The organism is Pedobacter sp. MC2016-24, assembly GCF_015223055.1.
Classification (GTDB): Bacteria; Bacteroidota; Bacteroidia; order Sphingobacteriales; family Sphingobacteriaceae; genus Pedobacter.
The window spans coordinates 44199-63760 of record NZ_JADFBX010000006.1; the positions used below are offsets into that span (position 1 = coordinate 44199).

Below are 19562 nucleotides of genomic sequence, written 5' to 3' on the forward strand. Positions count from 1 at the left end.
TTACTGTTATTTCAAAATTGTGATAAAAACACGGAATTTGAATAAATATTTTTGGATATTGATTGGCTAAGTAAAAAGCAATAAAAAAAATGAGAATGGAAATGAAATTTTGCTGGCTAGCTTCTTTTATACTGATCGTAATTTCTAGCTGTAATGAAAAGGGCAAAAGTAAGCAGCCCGCTTCGCCTCAGGAGGTTAAGCTGGATGCTGTAGCCGTACCCCAAAAGTCAATGTCTTATTCAGCACAAGATAGCGTTGCCTTGCTTAAGCTCACCAAAGACCTTTACAAGTGGAATCAAACCGGTAACAACGATGATTTCTTCAGCCCCTTACAAAAAGAAACAACGGATACAGTATATGCAGGTCTTGATATGAATTTGCACAAGCAAAAACTCGAAGCCATAAAGCGTTCGGGTCTTTTTACAGAAACCTTTATTTCCAATTACAACAAAATTGCCTTGCTTATTGATGCGAACATGAAAGACGGCACCCTACAATGGATCATTGGCGAATTGCCACCTTTTGGCAATGGCGCAAATCCTTGGTGCAACTGCCAGGATGTACCAGATGATTTTTTAACAAAGCTATATATTATGCACTTACAGGCAGAAGATAAAGGTATATTTTACAACTGGGGCGACGGCAGTGGTGGTACACCGTATAACATTAAAGCCGTTAAAGAAAATAACCAGTGGAAAATAAACTATATGGAGGGCTTTGATTATGATAGTTTTGTGCGCGGTATTCAAGAGCAAATAGGTTTTACGGGTAAATGGCAAAACGATATGGTGGTGCTTAATATTGGCGAATCCTCGCTGGCTTTTGAGTACCACGGCCAATGCGTGTATTTCTATCCCGTGAAAAAAATAAGCGATACCGAATTTGAAATGATATGGGCGAGGGATATGGATTGCAAATTTGACAATGGAACCAGAGAAACTTTCGGCCTAAAAAAAGTTCCCCAAATTGGCAAGCCTTTTGCAAAATTTGTACTTAAAGACAAAACTTTATATGCAGAATATTATTATAAGGAATGGGTAGAAAAATATACCCAGCAAGTGCAGGATCATGTTTTTACCATAAAATATGTAAGAAAATAATGAAGCTGATTACATGATTTAGACTTGCATATTTGCCAGAACCCTGGTCAGTTGAAAGAAGAATTGCCGCATTTTCTGGCGGATCAGCTTGAATTGCGTCTCGCCATAAAGGCATGTCCTGTTTTAGCGCTTGCTGAGATAGCTTTCTACCGCTTGTAACAGCGGACCTGGTACATGATGACAGTTTGTGTTTTCTAGCGTGTGTAGTTCATGGGTTTTTTGACTGATGAAGACGCCGGTAATGGAATCGTATTTTAAGTATCCTAAATCAAAGAATCTTTCCTGGATGGAGTCTGAATCGTCTCTTGATCTGAGTTGTAAGCTGTTGACTTTGAGGCTTTGTTTGTTGATGAGTAACCAATGAAAAATGATTGTTGGGGCATGAGTTGAGTTGTCTTTGATGGAAATTTCCAACAGACTTATGGTTTTGTTGTCTAAAAAGGAATGGCAATTGAAATTTAACGTGTTCATTTTTTGGTTCAGGATTGTGTATAGGAGGCCTCTGAGCATGTATTGTGCCATTTATAAGGTGTTGAGCGGGTATTTTTTATATTTTGTGAAATTTTGCTGAAAAAATTGTCTTTCAGCTTTAAAACGTTAAAAATCATCTGCCTAGTTGATCTTGGGCAAAGTTGCTCAATTAACTAAAAAAGACTGATTTGCATATTTTAAGTGGTTCAGTTCCTCAAACGACAGATATGGTGATGGGCCATGAAAATCTCAAACAATCTGCTAAAAGGAATGTTATAGTCTGCGAAATGTGTTTATTGCCATTTTTAAACTATGTTAGTTATTAACGATAAAAGAACGAAAACTTCTGCTTATAAGATTTTGGTGGTTGAAAATGATCAGAGTCTTATAGATATATTGGAAGAGGTTTTTGAAGAGGAAGGATATCGGTATACGATCTTTAATGATGTATTGGATATTCTTCCTCTGGTAGATGAGTATCAGCCAGACCTGGTGCTGCTGGATTTCGTGTTGCCACGGATTAATGGCGGTGAGCTTTGTAGTCAGCTGAAAAGTGTATCTGGTACTCAGGATATCCCGGTGATTATTTATTCTGCTGCACCTAAGGCTTTTTTGTCTTTGGGGGATTATGGTTGTGATTTGTTTATCCCTAAGCCTTTTGATCTGGATGAACTTGTCCAAAAGATAAACTCGCTTTTACCAACGGTTTAATTGCCGGCTTTGGTTCATTTTTTCTTTGGTACTTTTGCGCCTTCTTTTTTTGCTTCGGATAAGCCGATGGCGATACCCTGTTTTTTTGAGGTGAATTTTTACCTGTTCCGTTTTTTAGAGTGCGGGCTGGTCTTGTTTGGGGAAAGCTGGTCGCGGATATTTTTCCGCCGGATTTTGTGAGGATTGTTGTTCATTTTTCATAGGGATTTTTCTTTTATAACAATGATTTTTAAGTTGACACGTTTTTAGTGAGTCCATTGAATGCTAACCTGCTTATCTCCTGTCAGCTGATATTCCAGGTGACCATCTTTGGTTTGGATACCTTTTATGGGTTCCTTTTCGCCTTTGACGCTAATTTTAAGCGCCGGCAGTTTGGTGCTTTTTGTTTTAACAATCATCAATCTGCAGGGAAGGCGCTTGTCGCCAAGAATAGAGAAATGAATATCCTTTCCCTTGATGGCTTTGTAACCGGAGGTGGGGTAGTCTACATAAATTAAGAAAGGTTCGCCGGGTACTTGCATGTAATGACGTGGGAGAATACCAAAGGCATTGCCTGCACCGTACACTTCTTGCCCAACGGTGCCTGATTTTCCCCAGCCGTCTTGCAAGTCTTCCAGCGCGATCCAGAGTTCAGGATCGACTTCTCCAATTTTTGGCTTTTCTTCCAACATTTCTTTGGGTAGCATAGTAGGGTAGTAGTATACGGCGCGATCTACCAAATATCGGATGTATTCGGCCAGAAGTAGTTTTAGGGAAGGCAGGATTTCTACATCTTCGGCGTGTTTCAGATAGTCATGTATGGCACAGAATACTTCTTGTTCTTCGTATACGGCAGTGTAAGGGGCATCGTTTAATGGGAACAGCGAAAAGAATTTTGGGAAGTTCCTGCCATATCCATAATTGCAATCCCAGATTTGTGTATTTCTAAATATTGCAGCCAGGCATTGGTAACTTAGCTCCAGATAAAGTTCATTTTTTGTGATTTTGTACAAACGTAAAAGGGCACCGGATGCGAATGCGGTATTGTTGGCTTGATAAAAGATATCAAAGCCGTATTCCTGTAATGTTTTTGCCGCTTTTTCGGCTTCATTTAAATAGCGTTTTTCTTTGGTGAGTTCCCATGCCTGAAGCATTACGTGGGCATATAATCCCGCTACATCTTTTTCTCCGCCTTTGCCTTTGGAAGTTTCCGCCTTAAGCACTTCCAGCGTATCGATTTTATAAAATACAGGCCAATGGTAATTGAAATGATGGGCGACTTTGATGGTGAAATCAAGCGAATCTTTGAATAGTTTTTCAGCAATTTTGTCACCTTTGAGGGCAAGTCTGCTAAGATTCAAAAGGGGGTGATGTAGGTACCAGGAGTCCATGACGCCAGGTTCCTTTTGTTCTTCTTCACCCTCTAGTTGATTTTCTGCTGCAGGTAACCAGCGGCTGATCACGCCAAGTTTGGGATCATAAAACCCGGGTAGTCCTTTTTTAACGGTTTGGATAACTTCAAGTTCAGTTTTGCTCCATTCTACGTAATCGACCAGAGGTAATAGCACTGCAAGCTGTACCATGATTTCTGGTGGCGTGTTATAGTCGCTCACATAGGCATTGAAGTACTTGTGTCCCGCTACCTGGCTCCAGCATCCTGGACTTTCGATCAGGTCTTTTAATCCTCTATCCAGAATTTCCGGCCAGTTTTGGTAATTGGTTTCTGGTCTTGGAAGTAGTAGGTAAATGCTGGCCAGCAGGTTTAAAAACAGGCGGTTGGTTGCAAACTGGTCTTTTGGCGACTGATCATCGAATGCGATAAAGGCATCGTTGATGATCACTGCTTTGCCGGCTTTTAAGGGTTGATCTTTTGTCGCAGGTAATGCAAAACCCATTTCAGGCCAGTTGCCGCCTACGGTATTGGCGCAGGAGGTTTGAGTTTGCTGGCAGTAATCGTTTAGGGCAGTCAGGTTTTGCAAGTATAGGATGGAGGCTGTCTTTGGCCTGGTCTGCGTGAAGTAAATTAATCCTGTACGGGTCCCTTCCTGGCTGATGTGGATTTTTCCAGCTGTGTTTTCTGGACCATATTTACTGTTCATCAGAATGTCCTTTGGCCAATATGGGATCAGCAGATCTTTTTTTGGCTTTAGGGTAGTCGTGTAGCGGAGTACCGGAAGGGTTTCTTTTTGACTGATGTTGATCTCGACCTCTTGTTTTCCAGTTTCACTTTGTAATTCAATGTAAATGCCCTGGTCGTTTTCTGCGGCTTTTTTTACTTCGAGTTTTCCGCCGGGACTAAATGCTGCGCGGAAAGCAGCGTTTCCTCCATTGGGCAACCCGGCCACAAGCCAGATGGAATCTGTGGTCTGGTACACTTTAAATTCAAAACTTCCGGCAGCTGTGCTGTAAATTGCCGTTTGGCTTTCCGCTAATTCAGAACTTGCGGATAATGCCCAGGGAGATAATCCATTCATAACAAGCTAGATTCAAAGGTTGATTTCGATGCTGAAGAACATCGATCCGGGGGCTTTGTTTCAAATTATTATTTTTTTTATAAATCAAATGCGCTGCATAAGTTTTAAGGGTTGAAAATGGTTTTTTACTTAGCTATAAAATTGGATATGAAATTCGGCTAATAGTGGTTCCAATATAACATCGTAGCAGTTAAAAGGTTACTTATCTGCTTTTACTACATGGGATCCAGTCATTGATTGTGGCTTCTCCTCCTAAGCCCTTAATGAAATACTTATCATTTTCTTTCTTGATCTTGAAGTTGGCGTTTTCCGATTTGCAATTTTTGTCATTGCCTGCATAATACAATTCCAGGATGCTGTTTTTCTCAATGATCTTATAATTGCCGTTACATCTGATCGGTTCATGATAGGTGTTCGTTGTCAAAACTGCAACAGTAGAATTTATCACAAAATTGTAGGTAATGTTGGCAGTTCCTGAAGTCGTCTCTTCCGTTTCTACCGTTGATGAAAATTCTCCCTGGAATTCGGAACCGGGTGATTTCACAGTATCCTGAGCAGATTTTTTGCCTGAGTGGTTTTTATTATCGCCATGGGTATTACAGTTGATTAAAAACAGGCAAGGCAATATAAATATCCACTTTTTAATTTTTTTGGTAGGCATGCTCTTAGTTTAAACAGTTTACGACGCGCTCATTGAAGGCAATATGATTAAAAATCCCGTAAGAAAAAATAGTTTGGTTCAATACCTATCAATATGCTCCGTTTTAAGTATTCGTATTTATAAAACTTACTATGATAAAAAACATTTATCACGTAGTCGCTTTATGGATGTGCAGGGCACAACAAAATTTTCGTTGCTACTTTTTTAACTTGCATCTTCATATTGACTCGTTGGCTATCTGTATTTTTAGTAACCGTTAATGTGAAATTTCGCGTTTCGATTATCCTGACTCCGAAATTATGTATAATTGACTTGTCCCCTTTTCGAAAATCCAATCGTTATAGCGCAAAATAACAAAATTTAAAAGGATGAAAAATGTTTTACATATCATTTCTAGTGCGCGGGGAAGCAGATCCTATAGTCAGGGATTAAGCTCGGCCATTGTTAAAAAACTAACAGATAAACGATTGGTAAATACGATAGTCGAAAGGAACCTGGCAGCGGATTTTCCGCCATTTATAGACCGGGCTCTGATTGAAGTATTTTATAAGAACCCGGGTACAATGAGTAACGATGATCATTTGCTACTCCAGTATGCCAATGCCATTCTTAACGAAATTAAGAATGCAGATTTTATAGTCATCGGTACTCCTGTACATAATTTAGGAATTTCTGCACCCTTGAAGGCTTGGATTGATCAGCTGATCAGGTTTGGTGTCACTTATGGATATCACAGCGATGGGCAACGAACCGGTTATCTGGGTGGAAAAAAGGTATTTTTAGCAATTGCCTCTGGCGGTAAGGTATCGGACAGTGACGGTGGCAGTGATTATACTGAACCGTATCTCAAATCCGTTTTCAATGCATACACTGGAATTACCGATTTTTGCACCTACAGGATAGAAGGAACTGCAAGTCCTGATTTTAGAGAAAACTATGAAGAAATTTTAAAAAACTTATAATTAAGAAAAAATGAAAGAATTTATGTTGATCTTCAGATTAAAAGATATTGCCGACTTTAAACCCTCGCCGGAACAAATGCAGGAAAGGATGAACTGGCTGGCCGGAATTGCTGCGCAGCACAAATTAGTGGACAAAGGCAATACGCTGTTACCTGTTCGGGGAAGTGCCAAAACCGTGAAATCCGACAGTGTTGTAACCGACGGCCCGTATACGGAAATTAAGGAATTTGTAGTTGGTTATATCATTGTCAAGGTTGATGATATCGATGAAGCTGTAGAAATGGCGAAGGGCAATCCGATTTTTAAGGTCGGCGGAAATATAGAAGTGCGAGAAGTTTTAAAGCGTGATTAGTATTGGAAGAAGCAACATCACATCAAGATATTTTACCACATTTATTCCGGCAGGAATATGCTAAAATGACGGCTGTTTTGTGCCGTCATTTCGGATTGGAGCACATAGAGGTCGCTGAAGATATAGCGAGTGATACTTTTATGAAAGCTTCTGAAAATTGGGCAATCCATGGAGTTCCCGAGAACCCGGTTGCCTGGCTTTATACTGTCGCTAAAAACAAAACCAAAGATTATTTTAAACATATTGCCGTTTTTGAACTACAGGTCAAAGAAAATATAAAAGCTAGCGGGTTTGAAATAGAGGGAGATTTTGATTTTAGTAGCGAGATTATTGCCGATAGCCAGTTGTCAATGATTTTTACAGTTTGCGGTACAACAAGTTCTGCCCAGACACAGATTTGTCTCGTGCTTCAAATTCTATGCGGTTTCAGCGTAGAAGAAATAGCCTGTGCTTTTTTGACAAAGAACGAAACTATAAAAAAACGTTTGCATAGGGCGAGGACCGTGCTCCGTAATGAAAATTTCCAGATCAGGCCTTTAGGCGAGGCGGATATCAGATCAGGACTGGATACCGTTTTAAAAACGCTTTACTTACTTTTCAATGAAGGCCACTTTTCTAAGACCAATAACCTGTTAATTAGAAAAGACCTTTGCTCGGAAGCTGTAAGGTTGACGCTCTTACTAACTGAAAACGTGTTGACCAATACCCCAGATGTCAATGCTTTACTGGCATTGATGTGCTTTCAGAGTTCTAGATTGGATGCCAGGACAGATCGTAATGGGGTAGGGATTCTTTTTGATAAACAGGACAAAAGCTTGTGGGACAGGTCACTTATTGATAGAGGGAATTACCATTTGGTGAATGCATGCTGTGGCATGGAAATTTCAAGGTACCATTTGGAAGCAGCTATAGCTTACTGGCATACAGCAGCCGTCGATGAAATTAAATGGAGGCATATTTTGCCTTTATACGATCAACTCTTGCTCCTTGAGTACTCGCCTGTTACTGCTCTGAACAGGGCATTTGCATGCTCCAAAATTTACAGTTGTGAGAAAGCAATTCGGGAAGTGGAAAAAATAAATCTGTCAGAGAGCAATTATTATCACGAATTATTGGGCTATTTATATTCCGGTATTGATATAAACCTATCGGTTCAGCATTATACCAGGGCAATTGATTTGACCAAATCCAAAACAGAACGGCACACACTCAGACAGGAAATAGAACGGTTAAACACGCTTTTGTCATCCCTAAATAATAATAAATAATAACGGAACAATCGTTCCAAATTAGCTTATATATTTGTGGAACGATTATTCCAATAAAGGGATGGTAGAAGATAGACATGAAAAAATTAGTTAATAAAATTGCTGTTATAACAGGAGCATCGAAAGGTATTGGTGCCGGTATCGCTAAAAGTCTTGCTGCTGCGGGTGCAAGTGTAGTTGTAAATTACGCTTCGGCAAAAGCAGGTGCAGATAAGGTAGTTGAAGAAATAACCGCAGCGGGTGGGAGAGCAGTTGCCATTCAGGGCAATGTAACAAGTGCGACAGATCTAGCCCGGTTATTTGGAGAAACCAATACAGCGTTCGGTCCGGTTGATATCTTAGTAAATAATGCGGGCGTTTATCAATTTGGTGCAATTGAAGAAATTACAGCAGAAGATTTTCACCGCCAGTTTGATACCAATGTGCTTGGTTTATTATTGAGTACACAAGGCGCATTGAAGCATTTTAATGCAGCTGGCGGTAGTATCATCAATATCGGATCAGCTGTAACGGCCATTACGCCAGTGGCAAGTTCAATTTATACCGCAACCAAAGGTGCAGTTGACTCCATCACACAGGTATTGGCTAAAGAACTTGGTAATAAAAATATCCGTGTCAACTCAATCAATCCGGGTATGGTAGAAACTGAAGGTACACATACTGCGGGTTTTATTGGTAGCGATTTCCAGAAAGAAGCTATTGCCTCTACGCCACTGGGCCGTGGTGGTAATCCAGATGATATTGCTGATATCGCTGTATTTCTTGCATCAGAAGATTCGCGGTGGTTGACCGGTGAAATCCTGATCGCAAGTGGTGGCGTGAGGTAATGACCTCCGTTTAAGGAAATTTAGTTTAAAATGAATAGCTTTGCTGTATTAAGCAAAGCTATTTCTGGTTATGGCAAGAACGAAAGATTTTGATGAGAATGAGGTGCTGACCAAAGCAATTCAACTTTTTTGGCACAAAGGCTACAACGCGACATCGATGCAAGATTTAGTGGATACACTGGGTATTAGTCGTTCCAGTTTGTATGATACCTATATTGATAAACACACCCTGTTTCTTAAAGCGTTAGAAAGCTATCAGCGGGCTGGGAATGTGAAAATTAACGAAATTGTCAATCAATCCACATCTGCAAAAGAAACGGTGATTAAATTAATGGAGTTGGCCACCAACGAATTAGTGGGTGACAAACAGCAAAAGGGCTGTTTTATGGTCAATGCTGAAATAGAGGTGGCACCACATGATCAGGAGGTAAGTAAACTGGTTTGCCAAAATGAAAAACAAATGGAAACTGCTTTTTTTCAGGTAATTAAAAAAGGTCAGCAAACAGGAGAAATTAAAAATAATCAGGATGCTTTGGTTCTGGCTAAGTTTATCTTCAATGCGGTAAAGGGGATGCAGGTAACAGCAAAATCTAGCGCGGATGCTACCAGCTTTTCGAATATCATTAAGCTAACGGTCACCGTGCTGGATTAAGCCAATAGCTCTGGTTAGCAGACACTACTGCTCATGTACTTTTGGCGAATAATAAGTATCATTGTTTAAAAATGTATAGATTTGTTGTTTATGCCTTTATGCTCATTTATGCCAAATATTATTTTATATGGTTTTAAAACCGCTTTATAGCGATGAAGAACTGCTTCAGAAGATAGCGGCGGGTGATGAGCATGCCTTTACCTTATTCTATTACAGATACCATAAAACGGTTTATCTTTTTGCCTATCGTATTCTTGACGCTGAGGAACTTGCTGAAGAATTGGTTCAGGAAGTAATGTTGAAGATATGGATGTTAGGTGACGAATTGCTTAAGATAGACCACATTGGAAATTACCTGCGGGTGATGTGTAAGAATCGTTGTTACAATCAATTGCGAAAATTGAGGCGGGAGCTTGGTAAAAATAAAACAGCTGCAGAAGATTGGCAGGAAGAGAGTAATGAAACTGAAGAAACGATCCTGCTAAATGATGCCAAAGGCCTATTGGAAGAAGCCATCGCAAGGTTGCCTGCGCAACAGCGTGAGGTATATAACCTGTGCCAGGTGCAGGGGCTTAAGTATGAAGAGGCTGCCAGGCAGCTTAATCTTTCTGTTTTGACTGTACAGTCCTACATGAAAATTGCATTGCGTTCTGTAAGGAATACCATGCGGAATCACACGGGACTGGCAACCGTATTGATCATTATAAAACTTTTTTAATCTTCGGATACCCCCTGTGGTATACCAGCTGGTGTCTTTATAAAGTATGAAGCGCATTTCTATGAAAAATTTAATCCTGGTGTTATTTTTAACAATGGGTTCCGCCAGTTTTGCTCAGCAGATTAGTGTAGCTGAGCTTAGGGTTGAACATGAAGACAACCCTTTGTCGGTAGAAACAGCAACCCCCAGATTTAGCTGGAAGATCAAATCAGCGGACAAAAATACTTTTCAGACAGCGTATGAAATCAGGGTGGGGACAGAAAAGCTAAATTTGACTAAGGAACTGGTCTGGAGTAATCAACTCAAAACTGAGCAATCTATTCTTGTACCCTATTCGGGAGCTCAATTGCAATCAAAAAAACGCTATTTCTGGCAAGTCAGGGTCAAAGATAACCACGGGCATACATCTGCCTGGAGCGAAGTTAAGTTTTGGCAAATGGGGATTAAGCCTTCAGAATGGACTGCCAGTTGGATAGCTGTTTATGGAAAAGATACTTCGGCAAGAAGTCCGCTCTTCCGAAAAGCATTTACCGTAAAAAAGAAAATAAGGTTTGCCACCATGTACATTACTGCAAAAGGGCTGTATGAAGCTCATATTAATGGGAAGCGGTTGGGTGATAGCTATCTTTCACCTGGTTGGACAAGCTATAGAAAGCGCCTTCAATATCAGGTTTATGATGTAACTGCGTCCTTAATAAATGGTGTAAATGCAATTGGGGTGACCCTTGGGGATGGCTGGTATAAAGGGAGAATTGGCTTTGGTAAACAACACAGCTTTTACGGAGATACCAGGGCATTGTTGATGCAACTGGAAATCGCATATACGGATGGTACAAAGGAAACGATCAATACGAATGAAGATTGGAAGAGCGCATACGGGCCGATTATGTCGGCCGATATTTATGATGGGGAATGTTACGATGCCAGACTAGAAAAGACCGGCTGGTCAGAACCAGTGTATACCGAAGATTCTTCCTGGCAAAATGTAAGCGTGCTGAAAAAGGGCACTGAAGAGCTGATCGGCATGAGCAGCGCCCCGGTAAAAAAACACGAGCAATTTAGCGCTTTAAAAATATTTAAAACGCCTAAAGGTGAAACAGTGGCCGACTTTGGACAAAACATGGTGGGCTGGGTAATGCTGAAGGCGAATGGTCCGGCAGGAACCAGGATTACCCTAAGCCATGCAGAAATATTGGATAAGGATGGTAATTTTTACACCTTAAACCTGAGAACAGCCAAAGCTCAAAATACTTATATCCTTAAGGGAAATACAACACAGGTATTGGAACCTCATTTTACGTTTCAGGGTTTTAGGTATGTAAAGATTGAAGGATACCCGGGTGAGTTAAAGCCAGAGCAGCTTACCGCTGTAGCGCTTTATTCGGATATGGAGGAAACTGGGCGGTTCTCTACATCGGATCCTTTATTAAATCAATTGCAGCATAACATACAGTGGGGACAAAAGGGCAATTTTGTAGATGTACCTACTGATTGTCCGCAACGTGATGAACGTTTGGGTTGGACAGGAGATGCACAGGCTTTTGCTAAAACGGCTGCTTACAATATGGATGTAGCTGGTTTTTTTAGCAAATGGCTAAAAGATCTAAGTGCTGACCAGCAGGCGGATGGATTAGTGCCTCATGTGATCCCAAATGTGCTGGGTGGGACTGATGGTGCCTCTGCCGGGTGGGCAGATGTATCGACCATTGTGCCATGGGACATGTATGTAGCTTATGGTGATCAGCGCCTACTGGAGGATCAATATGAAAGTATGAAGAAATGGGTTGGTTACATGAGGTCTAAATCCATTAATAACCTGTGGAATACAGGATTCCATTTCGGCGACTGGCTATTTTACCGTCCGGATGATGATAATGATGGAAGGGCTGCGGTGACTGATAAATACCTGATAGCACAGGCCTTTTATGCGCATTCTGTTCAAATCCTGATCAATGCAGCACAGGTATTGGGTAAAAGCAAGGATGTTAGTCAATATACCGGATTGCTTAATGATGTAAAGCTTGCATTTGTAAAAGAATATATGACTGGAAATGGAAGGCTGGTTTCAAGTACACAAACAGCCTATGTATTGGCATTGCAATTTAATTTGCTCCCTGAAGCATTTCGCACATCGGCAGCAGATCGGCTGGTTGCAGATATCAAAAGTTATGGAAATCATCTGACTACAGGGTTTTTAGGAACACCTTACCTCTGTCATGTGCTGAGCAGTTATGGATACGAAGATGTGGCTTATGATCTGCTTATGCAGGAAAGCTATCCTTCCTGGCTATATCCTGTAAAAATGGGAGCAACAACAATTTGGGAAAGATGGGATGGGATTAAACCCAATGGAAGTTTTCAAACGCCCGACATGAATTCTTATAATCACTATGCTTATGGCGCTATAGGTGACTGGATGTATCGGAACGTGGCGGGTATTCAATCGGATCCGGATGCTCCCGGTTATAAGAAAATGATGATCCAGCCCAAACCAGGGGGAGGTCTGAATAGTGCCAGGGCTGAGCTAAATACCCCTTATGGATGGGTAGTTTCGTCCTGGAAAATAGAGAACGGTTTATTTAAACTGGATGTGCAAATTCCGGTAAATACCAGGGCCACGGTTACTTTACCGCATCCATTGAAGTCAGATGTCCATGGGAATAGCCGTAGTGTGGAGATCGGTTCTGGTAGTTATCATTTTGAATGCAGTATGAAATCTGAGGCTAAATAATTTTTAATTTATTTTCAATACCCCCGATGCCTGGTTGTATGGTGTCTTTATAACAATGGAACCAAATAGAATTATATTTCTGTATGATAAGATCAAACAAAAAACAGCTTCTGAAGATGAACAGAAGGAGTTTGATCTGTTGCTGCAGGATGAATGGGCAGAGCAGGCACTTAAAATGCATTGGGATCAGCAATGGGATGAGGTGCTGGCAGAAGATAAATCTGTTTTGCAAATCAGAAATGAACAGGAGATCCTGACTAACATTCTTTCGCATAGCTTACCAAGGCCTAAAAAATCATTGACTTACAAATATATATTTGCTGCTGCCTGTAGCTTGATTATATTGGCCGCTGGCTTGTTCTTTTTTAACCAGGAATTCTCTTTGCCTCAACATCAGGTTACTGTGTCACATCGCATTGTACCGGGCAAAAATAGTGCGACGCTTACGCTCGCTAACGGGAAGAAAATTGTCCTTTCTGATGCTGCAAATGGTGAACTGGCGAAAGAGGCTGGCGTAAAGATTTCAAAATCGGCAGATGGCCAGATTATTTATGAAATCATCGGTTCAGCTTCAAATTCAGATCAGGTGAATGTACTTTCTACTGCAAATGGAGAAACATATCGGATCCGTTTACCTGACCAGAGTGAGGTTTGGCTTAACGCGGCCTCAACAATTAAATATCCGGTGAGTTTTCAAAAATACGCGACAAGAAAGGTCGAATTGCTTGGCGAGGCTTATTTCGAAATTGCTAAGGATAAAAAGCATCCTTTTGTCGTGGAGAGTAAAGGACAGCGGGTTGAAGTGCTAGGAACACATTTTAATGTGAGTGCTTATCCCAATGAAAATAATGTTAAAACGACCCTAATAGAAGGCCGTGTAAATGTACAAAGCGTTAGTTTAACTGGAGCCTTAGAAATGGAACAAGCCATCTTAAAGCCGGGCGAACAGTCGGTTTTGTCAAATCAGGGGCTTGATGTTCGCAAAGCAGACCTGGAGGAAGCAATAGCCTGGAAAATGGGCTTTTTTAAATTCCAGGATGAAAACATTGAGAGCATCATGCGCAAAGTAGCGCGGTGGTATGATGTAGAGGTAATATATAAAGGGGATATTCCGCAAAGCGGTTTAGAGGGAACTTTGTCCCGTTATAAAGATATCACCCAATTACTGGATATGTTACAGTCAACGGGTCTCGTTAAGTTCAGCATTAGTAAAAACAAAATTATAGTAAGCAAATAACCAAATATTTAACCAAATATTAAACGATGTATGAAAATAAAACCTACCTGACCTCCTTTTAAAGGAAGCTTAGTGCAAAAAAAACGTGAAAGTGTCTCACCACTTCCACGTCATAAGCCTGGGCTATTCAATACCTGGATCATATCCGGATAAAAAAATCGAAAAGAAATCTTGAATAAACCCAAACAACCAAAAGTATGAATTTAAATGCTTTTATCAAGACAGCTATGCCCATAGCTGGCCGATATAAAAAAATATTATTAGTTATGAGAATAACTGTGTTTTTATTGCTGATGGGCCTGATGCAGGTAAGCGCTAATAGTGTTGCCCAGCGCATAAATCTTTCTTCAAAGAATGCCGATCTGCAGGATGTCATTGCACAGCTGAGGAAACAAAGCGGCTATAATTTTCTGTACATTAAAAAAGATGTGATGAGCAGAGCCAAACCAGTAAATGCGGAGCTAAATGATGTAACCATTGAGGAGGCGCTGAGCAAAATTTTTACAGCACAACCATTGATTTACCAGATCAAAGATAAAACAGTGATCATCAAACCTGCATTGGATAAACAGCTTGTAAAGTTGGTGCAAAAGCCCATTACAGGTGTGGTGAAGGATGAAACCGGGGAGACCCTGATCGGTGTATCTGTACAACTAAAAGGAACAAAAATAGGAACTGTGACCAATTCGGAGGGAAGCTATACCATTCAGGCTGATCCCGGAGCAGTGCTGGTATTTAGTTACATTGGTTACCAAACGCAGGAGATTACAGTAGGTGCAGAAACGAATATTAACGTCTCGCTGACTGCTGTTGTGGGTGGCCTTGACGAGGTGGTGGTGGTTGCTTATGGAACGCAAAAAAAGGAAACAGTTACCGGAGCGATTTCGTCTATCAAAACCAAGGAAATTAAACAAAGTCCTGCTGCAAATTTGGCGGTAACACTGGCCGGAAGATTGCCTGGCTTAACTTCTATTCAACGCAGTGGTCAACCTGGTCGAGACATTACACAGTTGTTCATCAGAGGACAGGGGACTGTAAACGCACAAAGCCCAATCATCCTTGTAGATGGAATTGAACGCGATCTGACCTATATCGATCCCAATGAGGTAGAGTCTGTAACGATATTGAAGGATGCTTCATCTACCGCTATTTTTGGGGTTAGAGGAGCTAATGGTGTGATTTTAGTCACCACAAAAAGAGGTACTTCTGAGATTCCTGAAATCAATTTTGTAACCGAGGTGGGCGCACAGGATTTTCCGCGCTTTATCAGTCCCGTTAATGCTTATGACTTTGCAACGCTAAAAAACCTGGCACTGACCAATGATGGTTTACCTGCTGAGTATTCTGCTCAATCGTTGGCCTATTATAAAACTCAGGAAGATCCGTTGCGTTACGCAAATACAGACTGGCGTAAACTGCTGGTTAAAGATTATTCTTATCAGCAGCGATATAACCTGAATGTTTCTGGCGCAAGTAAAACAACCAAATATTTTGTAAATGCAGGCTACCTGAGTCAGGGTGGACAGTTTAATACGGAGAAAGACCTTAGCTATGATCCAAGCTTTAAGCTTAACCGCTATAATTTCAGATCCAATATTGATATCCAACTGAATAAGAATTTAAAGGCATTTCTAAATGTGGCGGGCTACCTGGAGCAACGGAATAGTCCTTATGCTTTGGGCGGAGATAATCCAACAGATTGGATTATTTACTTCATGAACCGCATGCCAGCTGTTGTGCCCGGTCCGCTCACGCCTGATGGACAGGTAATTACTTATGCTGATATTGACAACCCTGCGTATGGTCTGATTAACCGATCTGGTTATACGCAACAAAAAAGAAGTAATGTATTGGCTACCTATGGTATGGAGCAAAATCTTGACTTCATTACCAAAGGTTTATCGGCAAGGGCGGTAGTTTCGTTTGATGCACGTACAATCAATAATTTGGAAGCCACAAGGAAATACGAAAAATATGTACAGATCATTAATCCCAATTTACAAGGGGCTGACGGCAGGGACAGCGTGTATTACCGGCCATTCAATAATGATCAGAATACCCCTTTAGCGATTGGAGGAGGGCGTAATTTTGAAACCCTATCTAATTTCCAGGGTTTTGTAAACTATGCGAAAACTATTGGTAAGCATGATTTTTCAGGTATGTTGTTGTATCAGCAACAAAATAATGTGATCAATAATGAGTTGCCGTTTAAGTTAATGGGTCTGGCCTCGAGATTTACTTATGGCTATAACTCGCGGTATTTCCTGGAATTTAATGCCGGTTACAACGGTTCTGAGCAATTTGCCGAGGGGCAGCGCTTTGGTTTTTTTCCGGCAGTTTCTGCCAGTTGGCTCATCTCTAATGAATCATTTTTACAAAATAACCCGGTCGTTAACTTGTTGAAATTAAGGGGTTCTGTTGGTAAAGTGGGGAATGACCGCATCGGAGACCGAAGGTTTTTATATCTGGATGACATTCAGGTTGTAGGGGCTGGGTTTTCCGGTAGTTTGGGAAATGCACAAACGATCAATTATAACCTGTTAAAAAATGCCCAGTTACAATGGGAGGTCGCAAAGAAATACAACCTTGGGTTGGAAATTGGTTTGTTTAATCAGGTTAACCTGGTGGCTGATGCATTTTATGAAAAGAGGGACAATATTCTACGCAACAGGGGCACCATCCCCGAACTTAATGGACTGCCCATTTCCGTATTACCGCCGGTAAATATTGGTGTGGTAGAAAACAAAGGTTTTGAAATTGAACTGAACTATAAGAAATCCTTCAATAAAGACTTGTCGGTATTGGCTCGTGTGAACCTGAATTATGCGACGAATAGGCAAATCTATGCAGATGAACCTTTGCTGCCTGCAGATTATGCCTACCGGTATCGGGAAACCGGTTACCGGATTGGGCAGATGTTCGGGTACGTTGTAGACCGGTATTTCACCGATCAGAAAGATATTGCCAGTTCTCCGGTACAAAATGTAGGTGGACATGAGTCCAGACCGGGTGATTTTAAATATAAGGATCTGAACAACGATAACCTGATCAATGAAAGGGATATGGCGCCGATTGGCTATTCGGCAGTTCCTGAATATCAGTTTGGAGCGGCATTTAACCTGACTTATAAAGGATTAGATTTTAGTGTGCTGTTACAAGGGATTTCGAATGTTTCTAACTATTATAGTGACCAGGGTGTTTTTGCAGATAAAAACTATGTGTCCAGGCACCTGGAAAGCTGGACCGAAGAACGCGCGGCCAGCGGAATGCCAATAAACTATCCCCGTATTTCTACGCAGTCTAACCCCAATGAAAGGCCAAATTCCTTCTTTATTCTGGATGCGAGCTATGTGAGGTTGAAGAATATGGAGATCGGTTATAGTTTACCCGCTAAATGGAGCAATACAATTGGGGCAAAGCGGTTGCGTATTTATGCCAATGGATTGAACCTTTTTACCTGGGACAAACTGCCTACAAAAGAGTTTGATCCGGAGTTGACGAACAGTCGGGATTACCCGATTACGAGGCTATATAATTTTGGAGTAAACTTCACTTTTTAATCCTTAGATAAGATGAGACCATCCTAAGCATACTGCTTACAAACAGTAATGAATATGCTTATGATAGCTTCATAACCTTTAAAAATCAAATTATATTCTAATGAAAAACATATTAAGAATCTTGATGTTGCTGGTTTTACTGGTAGCAGGTTGTACGAAAGATTATCTGAACATCACACCGGATGGCAGGACAACACTTGATGATATATTTAAAGATGAGAAACGGACTGAGGCTTATCTGAACAGAGTTTACGGACAAATGCCAAGCTACTTTTGGAAGTACGGTTTCTTTGATTTCCTGGCACCATATTCTGATGAGGCTTATGCTTACAGTGGTGGCGTAATGGCTTGGTCGGCGGGTAGCCTGAATGCCAGCGGTAACCCTTTGCATATTCATCAGGAAAGAGGGCAGGGCTCCTATCATTATGGTACGTTTTGGGCAGGTATCCGGGATGCGAATGTATTTCTTCAAAACGTGGAGACTGCAAGTATCCCAAGTGCTACCAATAGGGCACGTTTTCGCGGAGAAGCGCAGATGTTAAGGGTTTTTTATTTCTGGGAACTGGTCAAAGAGTATGGCCCGATGCCAGTGGTGACGGCTCCTTTTACGAATGATTTTGATTATACCACGCTGAAACGTCCGGCTTTTCAGGATTGTGTGAATTTTATTGTAAAGGAGTGTGATGAAGTGATTGCAAATGGCAGTATGCCCATCAGGATTACTACCGAAGCCGAACGTGGCCGGTTCAGCAAGGCTGTTGCTTATGCCGTAAAATCTCAGGCTTTGTTGTACAATGCTAGTCCTTTATGGAATGCTGGGAACGATAAAACCAAATGGGAAGCGGCATCTTTGGCGGCACAGCAAGCCATCAACGTATTGACAACGCAGGGATATAGTCTGGTTGACAATTACGGTGACTATTTTTTAAGCAAGACTGATATCAGCAGTTCGCCCAGAGATAAAGAAACCATTTATGAAATATTTGAACCACAGATAGATCCTGTATTTAGTATCATCAACAGTATACCCAGCAAACCGGGTATGTTCAAGGTTGGCGCTACACCGAGTCAGGAATTGGTGGATAGTTATGATATGCAAGCTACAGGAGAACCGGTCATCAAGGGATATCAGGACTCGGATCATACACAGCCTATTCTAAACCCGGCATCGGGATATAATCCTGCACAACCTTACCTCGGGCGGGATCCAAGGTTTTATGCAACGGTTTGGCACAATGGTGCTGCATATGATAATATTGCCGGAAGTGTGCATATCATGGAAACCTATATAGGCGGTGCAGATCAGTTGTTAAAGGCCCCAATCGGTTGGGCATTTACCAGGACAGGTTATTATTTACGTAAATTCATTGACCCGCGTTTGCAATCTGGCCAGCCGGAAGATACCCGATGGAAAAAATACCGCCTGGCTGAGCTTTATCTTAATCTTGCAGAAGCAGAAAATGAAGCTCATGGCCCTACATCTATAGCGCAAAATGCAGTAAATAAAATCAGATTTAGGGCAAATATGCCTAATTTTCCGGTTACTTTATCGCAACAGGATTTTCAGGATCGGATCCGTAAGGAGCGCAGGGTAGAACTTGCTTTTGAGGAACATCGTTTTTGGGATGTACGCCGGTGGAAAATACTGGACCAGACGGATCGGCTCGTTACCGGTATGGAGATTACCAAGCAAGCAAACAATAGCTTCAGCTACGCGAGATTTGTAACGGAACGTAGGAATGCCTGGACGGATAAGTTCCTGATTATGCCAATACCGATCAAGGAAACAGCGATCATTCCTGACTTTAATCTCAACCAAAATCCGGGTTGGTAAACCTCATCTGAACGAATGTAAACTT

General features: G+C 41.3%; 16 protein-coding genes. 12 read left to right on the forward strand and 4 right to left on the reverse strand.

Going from position 1 to position 19562, the window contains the following annotated elements:
• The first annotated feature begins 95 nt into the window (after nucleotides 1–95).
• Nucleotides 96–1100, forward strand: coding sequence for a hypothetical protein (locus tag IM797_RS15680; RefSeq protein ID WP_194128099.1), 1005 nt, complete (start codon nucleotides 96–98; stop codon nucleotides 1098–1100).
• A gap of 123 nt (nucleotides 1101–1223) precedes the next feature.
• Here IM797_RS15680 and IM797_RS15685 read toward each other — a convergent pair whose 3' ends face one another.
• Nucleotides 1224–1571 (reverse strand): hypothetical protein, encoded by a 348-nt coding sequence (locus IM797_RS15685; protein ID WP_194128100.1) that lies wholly within the window; start codon nucleotides 1569–1571, stop codon nucleotides 1224–1226.
• A 312-nt stretch (nucleotides 1572–1883) separates the two neighbouring features.
• On the opposite strand from IM797_RS15685, the gene IM797_RS15690 reads away from it, so the two are divergent.
• Nucleotides 1884–2282, forward strand: a complete 399-nt coding sequence (locus tag IM797_RS15690) for a PleD family two-component system response regulator (protein WP_194128101.1) — start codon at nucleotides 1884–1886, stop codon at nucleotides 2280–2282.
• A gap of 14 nt (nucleotides 2283–2296) precedes the next feature.
• Here the strand turns inward: IM797_RS15690 and IM797_RS28735 are convergent, their stop codons facing one another.
• From IM797_RS28735 to IM797_RS15700, 3 genes are all read right to left on the reverse strand, one after another.
• Nucleotides 2297–2356, reverse strand: a complete 60-nt coding sequence (locus IM797_RS28735) for a DUF6496 domain-containing protein (RefSeq protein ID WP_370583089.1) — start codon at nucleotides 2354–2356, stop codon at nucleotides 2297–2299.
• Nucleotides 2357–2527: 171 nt separating this feature from the next.
• Entirely contained in the window at nucleotides 2528–4735 is a 2208-nt protein-coding gene (locus tag IM797_RS15695; protein WP_194128102.1) for a hypothetical protein, read from the reverse strand.
• 202 nt (nucleotides 4736–4937) lie between these two features.
• The gene (locus IM797_RS15700) at nucleotides 4938–5396 is read right to left on the reverse strand and encodes a hypothetical protein (protein ID WP_194128103.1); all 459 of its coding nucleotides are present in this window, start codon (nucleotides 5394–5396) and stop codon (nucleotides 4938–4940) included.
• 368 nt (nucleotides 5397–5764) lie between these two features.
• Here IM797_RS15700 and IM797_RS15705 point away from each other — a divergent pair, with 368 nt between their 5' ends.
• From IM797_RS15705 to IM797_RS15750, 10 genes are all read left to right on the forward strand, one after another.
• Nucleotides 5765–6358, forward strand: coding sequence for an FMN-dependent NADH-azoreductase (locus IM797_RS15705; protein ID WP_194128104.1), 594 nt, complete (start codon nucleotides 5765–5767; stop codon nucleotides 6356–6358).
• Nucleotides 6359–6368: 10 nt separating this feature from the next.
• The gene (locus IM797_RS15710; protein WP_194128105.1) at nucleotides 6369–6710 is read left to right on the forward strand and encodes a YciI family protein; all 342 of its coding nucleotides are present in this window, start codon (nucleotides 6369–6371) and stop codon (nucleotides 6708–6710) included.
• Between the two features lie 2 nt (nucleotides 6711–6712).
• The gene (locus tag IM797_RS15715) at nucleotides 6713–7978 is read left to right on the forward strand and encodes an RNA polymerase sigma factor (protein WP_228098892.1); all 1266 of its coding nucleotides are present in this window, start codon (nucleotides 6713–6715) and stop codon (nucleotides 7976–7978) included.
• Between the two features lie 77 nt (nucleotides 7979–8055).
• Complete coding sequence (locus tag IM797_RS15720; protein ID WP_194128106.1) at nucleotides 8056–8805, forward strand: SDR family NAD(P)-dependent oxidoreductase; 750 nt, start codon at nucleotides 8056–8058, stop codon at nucleotides 8803–8805.
• 70 nt (nucleotides 8806–8875) lie between these two features.
• The gene (locus IM797_RS15725; RefSeq protein ID WP_194128107.1) at nucleotides 8876–9457 is read left to right on the forward strand and encodes a TetR/AcrR family transcriptional regulator; all 582 of its coding nucleotides are present in this window, start codon (nucleotides 8876–8878) and stop codon (nucleotides 9455–9457) included.
• Nucleotides 9458–9584: 127 nt separating this feature from the next.
• The gene (locus IM797_RS15730) at nucleotides 9585–10175 is read left to right on the forward strand and encodes an RNA polymerase sigma factor (protein ID WP_194128108.1); all 591 of its coding nucleotides are present in this window, start codon (nucleotides 9585–9587) and stop codon (nucleotides 10173–10175) included.
• Between the two features lie 61 nt (nucleotides 10176–10236).
• Complete coding sequence (locus IM797_RS15735; RefSeq protein ID WP_194128109.1) at nucleotides 10237–12906, forward strand: glycoside hydrolase family 78 protein; 2670 nt, start codon at nucleotides 10237–10239, stop codon at nucleotides 12904–12906.
• 55 nt (nucleotides 12907–12961) lie between these two features.
• Nucleotides 12962–14143 carry a FecR family protein gene (locus tag IM797_RS15740; protein ID WP_194128110.1) on the forward strand — a complete coding sequence of 394 codons (1182 nt, stop codon included), beginning with the start codon at nucleotides 12962–12964 and terminating at the stop codon, nucleotides 14141–14143.
• Nucleotides 14144–14409: 266 nt separating this feature from the next.
• The gene (locus tag IM797_RS15745; RefSeq protein ID WP_194128111.1) at nucleotides 14410–17703 is read left to right on the forward strand and encodes a TonB-dependent receptor; all 3294 of its coding nucleotides are present in this window, start codon (nucleotides 14410–14412) and stop codon (nucleotides 17701–17703) included.
• Nucleotides 17704–17803: 100 nt separating this feature from the next.
• On the forward strand, nucleotides 17804–19537 hold the full coding sequence (locus IM797_RS15750; protein ID WP_194128112.1) for a RagB/SusD family nutrient uptake outer membrane protein: 1734 nt from the start codon (nucleotides 17804–17806) through the stop codon (nucleotides 19535–19537).
• The last annotated feature ends 25 nt before the right edge of the window (nucleotides 19538–19562 follow it).